The sequence below is a fragment of the Streptomyces sp. TOM-9 genome, from assembly GCF_056858595.1.
This window is the reverse complement of the sequence record NZ_JBXEQB010000001.1, coordinates 4,568,108-4,579,790: the sequence shown is the minus strand read 5'-3', so window position 1 is coordinate 4,579,790 and position 11,683 is coordinate 4,568,108. Positions and strand designations below refer to the sequence as shown.

At 72.8% G+C, this 11,683-nt stretch carries 14 protein-coding genes and 1 riboswitch; of the genes, 4 read left to right on the top strand and 10 right to left on the bottom strand.

Going from position 1 to position 11,683, the window contains the following annotated elements:
- Positions 1 to 99: 99 nt before the first annotated feature.
- Positions 100 to 239, top strand: a riboswitch (cyclic di-AMP (ydaO/yuaA leader).
- A gap of 323 nt (positions 240 to 562) precedes the next feature.
- On the top strand, positions 563 to 1,519 hold the full coding sequence (locus AC1VWI_RS21225) for a M23 family metallopeptidase (RefSeq protein WP_499516879.1): 957 nt from the start codon (positions 563 to 565) through the stop codon (positions 1,517 to 1,519).
- A 99-nt stretch (positions 1,520 to 1,618) separates the two neighbouring features.
- On the opposite strand, the gene AC1VWI_RS21220 is transcribed toward AC1VWI_RS21225, so the two are convergent.
- Both AC1VWI_RS21220 and AC1VWI_RS21215 read right to left on the bottom strand, forming a co-directional pair.
- Positions 1,619 to 1,900: a hypothetical protein gene (locus tag AC1VWI_RS21220; protein ID WP_499512596.1), complete on the bottom strand. Its 282-nt coding sequence runs from the start codon at positions 1,898 to 1,900 to the stop codon at positions 1,619 to 1,621.
- Between the two features lie 99 nt (positions 1,901 to 1,999).
- Positions 2,000 to 2,764 (bottom strand): DUF6227 family protein, encoded by a 765-nt coding sequence (locus AC1VWI_RS21215; protein WP_499512595.1) that lies wholly within the window; start codon positions 2,762 to 2,764, stop codon positions 2,000 to 2,002.
- 161 nt (positions 2,765 to 2,925) lie between these two features.
- Here AC1VWI_RS21215 and AC1VWI_RS21210 point away from each other — a divergent pair, with 161 nt between their 5' ends.
- On the top strand, positions 2,926 to 3,795 hold the full coding sequence (locus AC1VWI_RS21210) for a PfkB family carbohydrate kinase (RefSeq protein ID WP_499512594.1): 870 nt from the start codon (positions 2,926 to 2,928) through the stop codon (positions 3,793 to 3,795).
- 25 nt (positions 3,796 to 3,820) lie between these two features.
- Here the strand turns inward: AC1VWI_RS21210 and AC1VWI_RS21205 are convergent, their stop codons facing one another.
- From AC1VWI_RS21205 to AC1VWI_RS21190, 4 genes are all read right to left on the bottom strand, one after another.
- Positions 3,821 to 4,096, bottom strand: coding sequence for a hypothetical protein (locus AC1VWI_RS21205; RefSeq protein WP_499512593.1), 276 nt, complete (start codon positions 4,094 to 4,096; stop codon positions 3,821 to 3,823).
- A gap of 132 nt (positions 4,097 to 4,228) precedes the next feature.
- On the bottom strand, positions 4,229 to 4,456 hold the full coding sequence (locus AC1VWI_RS21200; RefSeq protein WP_499512592.1) for a hypothetical protein: 228 nt from the start codon (positions 4,454 to 4,456) through the stop codon (positions 4,229 to 4,231).
- An 18-nt stretch (positions 4,457 to 4,474) separates the two neighbouring features.
- A complete protein-coding gene (locus AC1VWI_RS21195; RefSeq protein WP_499512591.1) occupies positions 4,475 to 4,954 on the bottom strand; it encodes a hypothetical protein in 480 nt (159 codons plus the stop codon).
- Positions 4,955 to 5,318: 364 nt separating this feature from the next.
- Positions 5,319 to 5,702: a very short patch repair endonuclease gene (locus tag AC1VWI_RS21190; RefSeq protein ID WP_499512590.1), complete on the bottom strand. Its 384-nt coding sequence runs from the start codon at positions 5,700 to 5,702 to the stop codon at positions 5,319 to 5,321.
- A 148-nt stretch (positions 5,703 to 5,850) separates the two neighbouring features.
- On the opposite strand from AC1VWI_RS21190, the gene AC1VWI_RS21185 reads away from it, so the two are divergent.
- Both AC1VWI_RS21185 and AC1VWI_RS21180 read left to right on the top strand, forming a co-directional pair.
- Entirely contained in the window at positions 5,851 to 6,234 is a 384-nt protein-coding gene (locus AC1VWI_RS21185; RefSeq protein WP_499512589.1) for a hypothetical protein, read from the top strand.
- Positions 6,235 to 6,259: 25 nt separating this feature from the next.
- The gene (locus AC1VWI_RS21180) at positions 6,260 to 6,478 is read left to right on the top strand and encodes a DUF2277 domain-containing protein (RefSeq protein ID WP_499512588.1); all 219 of its coding nucleotides are present in this window, start codon (positions 6,260 to 6,262) and stop codon (positions 6,476 to 6,478) included.
- Between the two features lie 178 nt (positions 6,479 to 6,656).
- On the opposite strand, the gene AC1VWI_RS21175 is transcribed toward AC1VWI_RS21180, so the two are convergent.
- From AC1VWI_RS21175 to AC1VWI_RS21160, 4 genes are all read right to left on the bottom strand, one after another.
- Positions 6,657 to 8,642: a DUF6114 domain-containing protein gene (locus AC1VWI_RS21175; protein WP_499516878.1), complete on the bottom strand. Its 1,986-nt coding sequence runs from the start codon at positions 8,640 to 8,642 to the stop codon at positions 6,657 to 6,659.
- 20 nt (positions 8,643 to 8,662) lie between these two features.
- Positions 8,663 to 9,319 carry a DUF6230 family protein gene (locus AC1VWI_RS21170; RefSeq protein WP_499512587.1) on the bottom strand — a complete coding sequence of 219 codons (657 nt, stop codon included), beginning with the start codon at positions 9,317 to 9,319 and terminating at the stop codon, positions 8,663 to 8,665.
- Between the two features lie 86 nt (positions 9,320 to 9,405).
- Positions 9,406 to 10,056: a DUF6230 family protein gene (locus AC1VWI_RS21165; protein ID WP_499512586.1), complete on the bottom strand. Its 651-nt coding sequence runs from the start codon at positions 10,054 to 10,056 to the stop codon at positions 9,406 to 9,408.
- 41 nt (positions 10,057 to 10,097) lie between these two features.
- Positions 10,098 to 11,681 (bottom strand): PrsW family intramembrane metalloprotease, encoded by a 1,584-nt coding sequence (locus AC1VWI_RS21160; RefSeq protein WP_499512585.1) that lies wholly within the window; start codon positions 11,679 to 11,681, stop codon positions 10,098 to 10,100.
- Positions 11,682 to 11,683 lie beyond the last annotated feature (2 nt).

The following is an 11,683-nucleotide window of genomic DNA, read 5'->3' as shown; positions in this document are numbered from 1 at the left end:
GATTCCCGTCATGAACTCGCTTGAGTGGCTTGGAATTGGCGGGCGCCTCTATTAACGTTCGATAACGCAGCGCGGTCATCCCGCCGCCGACAGGGCGGCGCCGTGCGCTTGCCGAATCCCGTCCGCGGGAACCGGGGAACCACTTCCTGGGGTGAATCGGGGGCCCTCCGCGGTCCTCGTAGGAGACCTTCCTGCTCCGAACCCGTCAGCTAACCCGGTAGGCGAGAAGGAAGGAAAGGAGCGCGCCCGCGTGGCGTCGAACGAGCCTGCCCTGATACCCGGACAGCAACAGGGGTCCGCAACCGCGTACTCCGAGTGGGACACCGCCGAGTGGAACATCGCCGCCGGCTGGAATCCCCCGGCAGCCGAGCAGGCACCGCCGACGAAGAACGCGATCGACGGCTGGGACACCGGCCAGTGGAACATGGCCGCCGGCTGGTTCGACGCGGCAGCCACCGAGGCGACGACCTCCCACGACACCCCGTCCGCGGGCTACGAGGCCGAGGGGTACGAGGCGCCCGAGGCCGCTGCCCCCGCCCCCGCCCAGCCGCTCCCCGAGCACATCGAGGCCTTCGACGGCACGGGGGACTTCGAGGACCCCGACACCTTCGAGAGCGCGCCCTACGAGGGCCCGCAGGCCGAGCCGTGGAACCCCACCGAGGAGTCCGCCGGCCCCCGTCGCGCCCGGCACCGCGTCGCCAAGCAGCGCTCTATGGGCCGCGGTTCGGCCGTCTTCGGGGTCGCGGCCGTGGCCGTGCTGGGCGTCGGAGGGGTCGCCACCGCGGAGGGCAAGAACCCGCTCCCCGTCTCCTTGCCCGAGGTGTCCCACCTGCCCGGCATCGGAGCCCTCGTCGGCGACGACAGCGCCCCCGAGGCCAAGCAGGTCGCCGAGGCCCTCAGCCCCGACGCGGGTGAGGCCCTGCGCAACCGCATCCTCGACCAGGCCCAGCAGCAGCGGAACGCCGCCGACCGGTCCGCCAGGAACGCCGCACAGCAGGAGGCGGTGGCCAAGGCCGCCAAGTCCGCGGCGGCGGAGCGGGTCCACGCCGAGGCCGCCGCCAAGAAGAAGGCCGTGGCGGAGGCCGCGAAGAAGCTCGAGGCCGCCCGCCTGGCCGAGCTCGCCAAGAGCTTCGTCAAGCCGGTCACCTCGTACACGCTGACCGCCGGTTTCGGCGAGTCCAGCTCGCTGTGGGCCAACACCCACACCGGCCAGGACTTCGCCGCCCCGACCGGCACCCCGGTCAAGGCCATCCACAGCGGCACCATCACCGAGGCCGGCTGGGCCGGTTCGTACGGCTACCGCATCATCCTGACCCTCGACGACGGCACCGAGCTCTGGTACTGCCACCTCTCCTCGATGATCGTCACCTCCGGCAAGGTCAACACCGGTGACACCATCGGCCGGGTCGGCGCCACGGGCAACGTCACCGGCCCGCACCTGCACCTCGAGGTGCGCCCCGGTGGCGGCGACCCGATCGGCCCGATGGGCTGGCTGCGCAGCAAGGGCCTGTCCGTCTGAGCGACCGGCCCCACGGACTCCGGCGGTCCTGGTGACACCCCCCGTCACCCAGGGCCGCCGGTCCGTTTCGCGGGACGCCTACGGGACGCCTGCGGACGCTTACGGGACGACGAAGTTGTAGAGCTCCGCGATCCTCGGCGGTCCGCTCGGTTCGGGGAAACCGGACTCCTTGGCGGCGGGCAACATGATCTCCATGAAGGCCTCGAGCGCCTGCGCGGACTGCCAGACGTTCACCAGCCGCAGACCCTCGTTGGTGATCACGGCGGCATGCGAGAGCAGCCCCGCGGGAGGATGCTCGGGCCCGAACCCCGCGCGGTGGTTCGCCTCCTCGTACTGCAGGGCCGTCACACCGGGGAACTCGACCTCCGCCAGGACCGGCATGGGGACCTCCCGCTTCCCACCGACACGCCTACGCCCCAATTTCCTCCGGCTGCACCCCGGCCGCAATCCGGCCGGGGCCCGGCGACGAGGCCGGCGAGGCTAGAGGGCCTCCAGCCGGACGTCCGCCGAGTCGCACGCCGCCGTCTCGTCGGAGTACACCTCGCACACCGGACGTCCGTCGGGGGTCATCGTGTGCTCGACCTCCCAGAGACTGATCTCCTCGCCGGTCTCGAGCAGGAAGGCGTGCTCGTACAGCGTCCAGCCGGCGACCCGGCCGGTGCCGATCCGCGTGTGCCGCCCGGTGACGTACGCGATGTCGTGACCCACGGCCGAACCCAGCCGGCTGCGCAGCTCCTCGCCCGGTACGTCCGTGTTCTCGGCTCGCCGGAGCACCCGCCACGCGTGCTCCGCGGAGTGGTCCGCCGTGTACTGCCGGGGCCCCGGCGTCAGGTCCATCGCCATCTGCGGCAGCCGCGCCAGCCAGTCCGCGGCCTCCGCCTCCAGCTCCTCCGGGGAGGGCTCGCCGAAGCGTGCGTCGATCGCGTGCTGGGCGGCGGCCAGCTCGTCCGGGTCGGAGTACACCTCGTACAGCGGTTCGTCGTCGCCCGGGCCGGTGTTGTGCTCGATCTCCCACAGCAGCTGCGTACTGCCGTCGGCCAGCAGGAACGTGTGCCGCAACGTCCTGCGGCTCAGCCTGCGCGGCGGGCCCTTGCGCTGGCGGAAGGACGCCAGCTCCGTGCAGCCCATCAGCGCGGTCGCCAGCCGCCCCAGCACGCGGTCGTCGACGTCGAAGGCGTTCTGCGCCCTGGCCAGCACCACCTCGACGTCCGCCGGACCCGCCCCACCTGGTCGCGCGTTCCCCATGCGGTCCTCCTGCTCACGGCATTCCCCGCGCACCATTGCGAGCACTCAGCGTAGTGGCATCGACGCTCTGCGCGTCGGGTCTCCCGGAAAAATGGTGCACCCCCACCCGTAGGAGGCGCGTAAAACGCGAAACGCACGCTCCCTGCTGCCACTATGCGCCCATGCGCGCACTCTTCGTAGGCCTCTGCACCCTCGATGTCATCACCCTCGTCGACCACGTCCCGGCCCCGAACGAGAAACTCACCGCCCGCACCCAGACCGTCGCCGCCGGCGGCCCCGCGACCGGCGCCGCCGCCACCTTCGCCCACCTCGGCGGCGAGGCCGTCCTGCTCACCGCCTTCGGCGGGCACGCCCTCGCCGGCGCCATCGACGCCGACCTCGCGGCCCTCGGCGTCGACGTCATCAACCTCACCGCGGACTCCCCCGAACCCCCCGCGGTCTCGACCATCCTGGTCACCGCCGCCACCGGCGACCGCGCCGTCGCCTCCACCAACGTGGCCTCAGGGACGTCCGTGTCCCCGCCCGGAGACCTCTCCGTCCTCGTCGGCGACGCCGACGTCGTGCTCGTCGACGCCCACCACCCCGCCCTCGCCGTCCCCGCCGCCCGCCTCGCCCGCGCCGCCGGGGTCCCCACCCTCCTGGACGCGGGCAGCTGGCGCCCCGCCACGTCCACCCTGCTCCCCTACGTCGACGTCGCCGTCTGCTCCGCCGACTTCCACCCCCCGGGCACCTCCACCCCGGCCGAGGTGTTCGCCTTCCTCCACGACGCCGGCGTCCGCTGGACCGCCGTCACCCAGGGCCCGTCCCCCATCCTCCGGCCCGAGGGGCAGATCCCCGTCCCCGCCGTCACCCCCGTCGTCGACACCCTCGGCGCCGGCGACGTCCTCCACGGCGCCCTCGCCCACCACCTCGCCGCCCACATCACCCCCCGCCTCACCCCACCCGCCTTCGACACCGCCCTCGCCTTCGCGGCCGACATCGCCTCCCGCTCCTGCGGCTCGTTCGGCACGCGTGCGTGGATGCGGGCGTGAGCCCGTCCGTGCCCGGGACCGGCGTTCAGGACCGCCCGCGGCTCCGCCCCGCGAACAGCGTGAACAACACCACGCTCACCCCGAGCACGGCCCATCCCACGGCGGTCTCCGACAACGAGGTCTGCGTCCGCTTCGGCAGCAGCGACAGGCACCCGAGCACGACGAACATCGCCCCCAGGTAACTGAGCCCCGCCGTCAGCACCCACCGCACCATCCGGCCCGACCGCACGCTCGGCGACTGTTTGCCCATGGGGATCCCGCCCTGTTCCTCGACGATCTCGCGACACCGGGGGCCGGTCACGCCCGGCCCCTCCGCAGTGCTTCAACGCCCGCCCACAGTCCCCGACACGGGCGTACGAAGTCGCGAATTCGCGGGTGTTGCTCACGGGACTGGTGTGAATGGGCTAGCGGCAGCCGGTGGGGTGCTGCCGCGTCATCGCTCGCGTGACCTTGTAGCCCAAAAGACAAGCGCGCCGATTACGGTGCCGATCAGGAACACCAGCCATCCGACCTCGGCGTCGGAGAACGAAGCTTGCGTGGCATCCGGGAGGAGAGCCAGGCCGACAGGCACGAAGATGGCCGCGACCATGTAACTCCCGACGAGTGTCAGCACGCCGCGAAGAATCCTGCTGCGCATTGCTGACTGCATGCCATTGCTCATTCTGGTGCTCCGGTCTTGCTACTTGATGATGTTGTGACACTGGGTTCCGCGCTTGGCTCCGGCGGCGAAAAAGTCTGCGCACGCCTTTCCGTAGTGCTTCAACGTCCGTCGCGTCGTGTCGATGCGGCCCATCGAGCTCAGGTCTGCGCAGCTCTGATGTACGGGGCCCTTGCTGACGAGGTACGTGCGGCCATCAGTGTCGGAGTACCGCCAGTCGATGTGCCAGTTGCACCAGCGGCCGCCCGCCGTGTCACCGCCGAGGGTGTCCTGGATGGACGCCTCCTCCCGGGTGATGGTGCGCCCCGAGCCCTGGATGAAATGGCCGATGGACGTCGTCGGCAGGCAGAGTTCGACACCCTTCGCGTCGAAGCAGAAGCCGGTGACCTTCCCGTACCCCACGGCACTTGCCGACGCGGGCGTCGAGAAGCTGATCACCGTCGCGACTGCCGTGGACGTGGCCAGGGCGACCTGCGACACGTAGCGCGTCACCGCGTTCACTCGACCCATGGAAATCCTCCGATGCTGCTCTTGATGTCGTGACGCACCAGCAACGGCGGACCGGATTCGGGCGATACGTGGTGTTGCGTGCTGGTGACACAAGGTCGCTCGGGGGAGTGGTGCAGGAACCTTTAAGCCACAGTCCTGCAACCGAGGTTGTCATCCGAATCCTGGCGGTCAGGGGTACGGGTTCGATCGGCGCCGGAGCCAAGGACTGGTGATCCACCTCCTCCGGGACGGCGATCAGTCGGTCAGCCTGCTGGTCATCGACGCGGCAAGGGGATGTCCGCGGAGGACCCGGACATCGCCGTGACCGCACGGATGCAACGAGACGTGGACGTGCGCGGCGTGGGTGTGGCCACCGTCATCGCGGGGCGCGGCGGCCTTCGACGGCCGCACGCACACGGACGACCGCGTCCTGGACCGTCTCGTGCTCCCACACTCGCACCGACAGCCAGCCCGCTTCCGCGAGCCGGGCGTCGGTCTCCTGGTCGCGGGACCGATTGCCCTCGATCTTGGCGCGCCAGAACTCCTGGTTGTTCTTGGGCCAGGTCGCGTGCTCCGGGCAGGCGTGCCAGAAGCAGCCGTCCACGAAAACGGCGACTCGGGACGGCCCGAAGACGATGTCCGCCTCGCGGCGCACGCCTTTGACCGGCCTCTTGTGGACGCGGTAGCGCAGTCCGGCGGCGTGGAGGGCGCGACGCAGCGCCATCTCCACCCCCGTGTCCCGGCTGCGTTGCCGGCTCATCCGGGCTCGAATCTGGGGGGTCGTTTCCAAACGCCTCACACGCCCATTCTGCCGCTTGCGACGCCGACGACCGTCGGCGCTCGACCGGCTTGTGACCCGCGTGCGCGTCCCGCGCGACGCGCACGCGCCGCGGGCGGAGCATGGGGCCATGAGGCAGAGCGAGACGCCGGTCACGGATGGGTTCGAGCAGGCGATGGAGGCGTTGCGGAGGGCGCCCTACGGGGTGGTGGACGAGGCGTTGTGGGAGGTGGAGGGGAGCGTGTTGCGGGAGGTGCGGGGGCATTTGGAGGCGTGGGAGCGGGTGGTGCGGGGGCTGGAGGCGGGGCGGGGGGTGGTGCGGGGGGAGCTGGCGTGCCGGGACGGGGTGGCCGGGCTGGTGCGGAGGTTGCCGGGGCCGGTGGCGGAGTTGTTCGGGGAGTCGCTGGGGGAGGTGGACGGCCGGTACATCGAGCTGACGGTGGAGGACGCGGCCGCGCCCGGCGGTGAGGGCGGCTGGTGGTGGGGGCGGCGGCCGCGCGCAGGGTGGGCGTGACAGTGGGTGCGGGCACACTGGAGCCATGTGCCGAAGCATCAAGACCCTGCGCCCGCCGATGACGCCCGAGGTGGGCGAAGAGGACATCAGGGCCGCGGCCCTGCAGTACGTGCGGAAGATCTCCGGGTTCCGGGCGCCGGCGGCGCACAACCGGGAGGCGTTCGAGGAGGCGGTGGACGCGGTGGCGGCGGCCACGCGGGAGTTGCTGGACGGGATCCAGGTGCGGGGCCAGAGGGCCTCCTAGTCCCTGCGGGTGGTTCCCCGCAGCGGCGTGACGGTGAGTTGCGGATCGGTGACGGTAGGTTGTGGCCTGCTCGAAACAGTCCGCCGCTGCACTGAGGTGTGCCATGTCCGTTGTCCGTAGGGCCCTCGTCGTCACCGCTCTCACCGCCGTGCTGCTGGCCAGCGCCGTCGTGTGCCAGTCAGCGGAGTGACACCTGCTGGTGCAGGCCGGGGATCGTGAGTCGCTGCGCGGCCAGCAGCTGGTTGTACGCCACGACCTGCGTGAAGAAGACCGGGATGGGGATCGTCAGCCCGGGCGGCAGCGGGGGCGGTGTGTCCGGGGTGAAGGTGACCGGGAGCAGGCCGAGGAGGTTGCCGCTCAGGACGCGGGTGAGCAGGACGACCGGGCGTCCGGTGGCGGTCGTGGTGCTCCAGGGCCGGGCGTCGGACTCGAGTTCGCCCTGGCAGGGGGCCCACGGCGGCGGCTCGGGGGAGACGTGGCCGATGCCGGGCAGCCCCATGTCCAGCAGCGGCAGGCCGATCCCGGGCAGGCCGTGGAAGGGCGGGGTCCAGTCGCGGGCGTGGTGCCGGGCGCAGGCGGGGGAGAGCAGGCCCGCGGTCTGGCGGAGGCTCGCGATGTCGGCGCGCCAGGCGGTGAAGACCAGGACGCGTTCCGCGCCGGCGCGGGTGGGGACGGCGGTGATGCCGTGGTACGTCAGCCCGGTCAGGACCAGCAGCGGGGTGCGTACGCGGAACGGCTGCTCGGCGGTGATGACGCGGTCGCGGTAGCGGGCCGCGCCGATCGACAGCTCCAGGGAGACCTTCGGCAGGCACCAGGGGGAGTCGGGGGTACCCAGGCGGATGCGGGCGGGGAGCAGGGAGAGCGGTTCGTCCATGCCGCCGTCGGAAGGGTGGCGGGGGACGACCAGGTCCAGCAGCGAGTCGGGGCCGATCTTGTTGCCGGACAGGATGCCGGTGGGCGGCGCGCCCGCGGACGGCACGGGGACATCGGGCCGGCTACGGCGGGCGGACCCGCCCGCGCGGGGTGCGGGCGGCGCGTACGGGGTGGCGTCCGGCCGCCGCGGCGCCGGTGCCCGTGCCGACGGCTGCTTGCCGCGCAGGCCCAGCAGGTCGCCCACCGCGCCGAGCAGCCCGCCCGACGGCTGCTGCGGGGCCGCGCGCTGGGACGGTACGGGGCTCGGGCCGGCGCCCCTCGGGGTGCCTCCGGGCGAGACGTCGAGCGAGCCGCGGACCGGGAGCGGGGCCTGCGCCTCGACGCCGACGTGGAGCCCGCCCCGGGCGTGGTTCCTGGCCTTGCCGGTCGCGGTGCCGGTGCCGTGCACGGTGGGGTTGCGGGCCTGGTAGAGGCCGTCCAGTACGTCGCACACGGCCTCGCCCGCGCTGCGGTAGCCCTCGGCGGACTTCGCGGTGCCGTCGCCGTTGGGGGCGCCGGCGTCGTGGGCCATGGCCATGGGTGCCATCGGCTGCAGTCCGCCGGCGAGCAGCGCCCCGCCGACCGGGAGGGCACCGATGGCCCGCAGCCGTACGGCCCGGTTGCGGACGGCCGAGCGGACCGCTGGGGTGCCCGCACCGTCCTGACCTGGGGCGTCCTGACCTGGGGCGTCCTGACCTGAGGCGGAGCCCGTGGCCGTGGGCGGCGCCGGCTCCGTACCGCCCGCGGGGGCGGCGGGCGGGGCCGCCGGGGGCGGGGCGACGTCCGGGGTGCCGCCCTGCGGTGCGCCCGCGCCGGGCCCCGTGGTGCCGCCGTGCCCGCCGCCCCAGTCGGGCACCGGCCGGGCGCGCCTGCCGCGGCCTCCGTCGCCGTCCCCGTCCGGCACCCAGCTGACGGCCATGGCCCCGCCGACGACGCCCAGCAGGAAACCGATCAGGAAGCCGCCGAAGTTGGACAGCACGAGCGAGGCGACGGAGAAGATCAGGGTCGCGATGCCGGCGAAGGCGCGGTAGTGCGGGGCCAGCCACAGGGTGAGGCCCAGCACGACCAGGAAGACGCCCATGAGCAGGCCGGAGACACCGGCGATGCCCTCGTGGATCATGAGCGCGAGCGGGGCGAGCGGGATGGAGAGGATCTCCACGCCGGCGAGCAGGGTCCACACGCCGGCCCAGAAGGGACGGCTGCGGCGCCAGGCGCGGAAGCGGGACCGGAGGGCTCCGGCGCGGCTCAGCATGCGGGTCACGGCGGCCTTTCCTAGAAGCAGGAGTGGTCGCCGCGCAGCACCTGCACGTGCAGGTCCGGCAGCCGGAACGTGGCCGCGCTGACCGACCGGTTCGTCTGCCGCAGGTCGCGGACGCGGATGGAGGTCGCCTGCTGGGCGAAGGCCCCGGCCGGGCCCCGGACGCCGGGGACCTGGTCCACCGTCGAGGCGTCCTGTCCGATGTGGATGTTCTCGAAGACGGCGTCGCCCTTGATGTCGTGGGCGTCGGCGATCAGCCGGTCGGCGCTCGCCGGGTCCGCGGTCAGCCGCAGCGTGACCGGGCCGATGACCGGCACCGGCTGGACGACGGACTGGCACAGGTCGTGCAGGGTGGCCCGGCGGATGGCGGACAGCGCCTCCGGGTAGACCTGGTCACGTCCCCGGTCGAGGACGCCGAACTGGACGAAGCCGTCGCCTTCCAGGAGGGAGGAGGAGATCTGGAAGCTCTCCCCGGCGACGGTGAAGGAGTTGGCCGAAACCCCGAAGGAGGCGGCGAGCGCGCCGGTGGCCAGGCTCGCGACGACGGCACCCGCGACCGCGACGGTCGGCACCATGACGAGGGCGAGCCGCTTCCAGCTGGTGCGGCCGGAGGCGGCGACGGCGGCCTGGGACGTGGCGGGCCGGGACCCGGTGGGCTCGGTGGTCAGCACATCCCGTCAACCGTGGGACAGTCTGATCGGTCGCTCGGGAGCGGTACGCAATCACCCCGATGGTCGTACGCACTCGCCCATTCGGGTCAGAAGCAGGGGTCGGCGCCCCTCTTGACCGTCATGTGCAGGCCGTTCAGCCGGAAGGTGGCCGCGCTCACGGACCTCGTGGTCTGCCGCAGGTGGTCGATGGTGACGCTCTCGGCCTGCTGCCCCAGGGCGCCGGCCGGGCCCTTGGCCCTGCCCTCGGTGTCCGTCGTGGAGGCGTCCACACCGATCCGGATGTCGTGGAACTCGGCGTCGCCCGCCAGGTCGTCGGTGTCGACGATCAGCTGGTCGGCGTGGACGGGCTTGCCGCCGCCGCCCGCGGTGATCAGCAGGGTGACCTGGCCGAAGCCGGGGACGGTGCCGACCACGGACTGGCACATGTTGTGCAGTTCGGCGGAGCTGATGGCGGAGACCGCCTGGGGGAAGTCGCCCTCGGCGGTGTGGTCGACGGTCACGTACTGCGTGAAGCCGGTGCCGGTCAGGCGGTCGGCGGCGATCTGGATGCTCTGGCCGGACAGGGCGGTCGTGGTCGGTGAGATCGCGAGGGAGACGGGCACCGCCCCGGCGCCCGCGCCGACGGCCACGGCGGTGGAGACGGCGAGGGTCGGTATCAGGACGACGGCCGTCCGCGTCCAGCTGGTGCGGCCGGACGGACGGCCGATGCGGCTCGTACGTCGTATCAGCGGGCTCACACGGTCATTGCAACCCCGGCCAGGGGGCCCGGCAACCGGAGTCAGCGGTGCTGTCCGCCCCGGGGGTCCTGGTAGGGGGCCGCGGTCCGCGGGTGCCACCCCTGCTGCGGCGGCACCTGCGGTTGGCGCGGGCCCCACCGCTGCGGGTGCGCCCCCGGCTGCGCGGGCTGCTGCGGCCACGCGTGGGGGCCCTGGGGCTGCTGCGGCCAGGGTTGCCCGTACGGCTGCTGCCCGTAGGGCTGCGGGTACGGCTGCACCTGCGGGTACGGCCCGTACGGCCCGTACGGCGCTCCGGGCGGGGGTGCCGCCCAGGGGTACAGGGGCGGGAACGCGGGGCGGATGGCGTGGGCCGCGTGGGTGAGCGCGGGCTGGGCGACGGCCTTGCGCTCCCACAGGTGGTGGAGCAGTTCCTGTTCCCGGGCCTGGAAGTCGGCGCCGGCGGCCCCGCGGTTGGCGCGGGCGCGCAGGAAGGCGAGCGAGGTCGCGAAGGACACGTACTCGCGGACGGTGCGGGCGGCGTCCTTGCCCTGTGCGCCGCGGGCGGCGGAGCGGGCGAGGCTGCGGCCCTTCATGGAGCCGATGGCGGCGGGCTCGGGCAGGCCGAGCCAGCCGGCCACCGCGTACAGCGGCAGCTGGGTGCGGATGGTCTTCAGCTCGTTCGAGCGGGACCAGATCGCGAGCCAGACCAGCAGGCCGAAGAGCGGGATCATCAGCGTCGCGTAGACGGCGAGGAAGCCGAGCGGGCTGAGGGAGGCGGAGCCGTTCCAGGTGCCGTGCAGGACCATCGCGAGCAGCCAGCCGCCCAGCGGGGCGAGCCAGCGGCGGGCCTGGCCGGGGCGTGAGGTGGCGGCGATGGCGAAGCCGATGCCGGTGAGCGAGGTGAACAGCGGGTGCGCGAAGGGCGTCATGACGATCCGGACGACGAACATCGCCGCGGTCGTGCCCAGCCCGCCGTCGGCCCCGTACGCCTGGTCCTCGGCGAAGCCGGAGCCCAGGTAGAGGATGTTCTCGGTGAACGCGAAGCCGGTGGCGGTGAGTCCGGCTATGACGACGCCGTCGACGATCCCGGTGAAGTCACGGCGGCGGAAGAGGAAGAGCAGCAGGACGGCGGCGCCCTTGGCGCTCTCCTCGACGACGGGGGCGACGAAGGTGGCGCCCCAGATGTCGCTCTGCGAGTCGCTGGCCGTGAAGGTCGTGGCGAGCAGCTCGGTCGCGTACTCGTTGGCGAGGATGGCGACCAGCGTGGCGGCGCACGCGCCCCAGGCGAAGGCGAAGACCGCGTCGCGCAGCGGGGTCGGCTCCACGCGGTCCAGCCACAGGAAGGCCCCGCCGAGGAGCGGGACCGGCAGGACCGCCAGGAGGAGGCCGACCAGGAGGCCCTCCGTGCCGGTCTGCCGGCGCACCAGCGCGAGGATGATCACCCCGCACAGCGCCAGTACGGAGAAGAGCGCCACGAGCCGGAACGTCCGGTTCTCCCAGAAGTGCCGGCGCGGCTTGTAGTGCCACTGCCCGGGGGCGGGCAGTGCGAACTGCGGTTGCTGCTGGTGATCCGGATACTCGGGTACGGCCGGCCGGGCCGCCGGGCTCGGGAGGGGCGAGTCTGGCGAATGCGAGTACGAGGACACCC

Excerpts from the sequence above, each read along its gene's own strand:
- AC1VWI_RS21220 (WP_499512596.1), bottom strand. The coding sequence starts at position 1,900 with ATGCCGGTCCTGGCGGAGGTCGAGTTCCCCGGTGTGACGGCCCTGCAG.
- AC1VWI_RS21200 (WP_499512592.1), bottom strand. The coding sequence starts at position 4,456 with ATGAGCAATGGCATGCAGTCAGCAATGCGCAGCAGGATTCTTCGCGGC.
- AC1VWI_RS21210 (WP_499512594.1), top strand. The coding sequence starts at position 2,926 with ATGCGCGCACTCTTCGTAGGCCTCTGCACCCTCGATGTCATCACCCTC.
- AC1VWI_RS21190 (WP_499512590.1), bottom strand. The coding sequence starts at position 5,702 with ATGAGCCGGCAACGCAGCCGGGACACGGGGGTGGAGATGGCGCTGCGT.
- AC1VWI_RS21175 (WP_499516878.1), bottom strand. The coding sequence starts at position 8,642 with ATGCTGAGCCGCGCCGGAGCCCTCCGGTCCCGCTTCCGCGCCTGGCGC.
- AC1VWI_RS21215 (WP_499512595.1), bottom strand. The coding sequence starts at position 2,764 with ATGGGGAACGCGCGACCAGGTGGGGCGGGTCCGGCGGACGTCGAGGTG.
- AC1VWI_RS21180 (WP_499512588.1), top strand. The coding sequence starts at position 6,260 with ATGTGCCGAAGCATCAAGACCCTGCGCCCGCCGATGACGCCCGAGGTG.
- AC1VWI_RS21185 (WP_499512589.1), top strand. The coding sequence starts at position 5,851 with ATGAGGCAGAGCGAGACGCCGGTCACGGATGGGTTCGAGCAGGCGATG.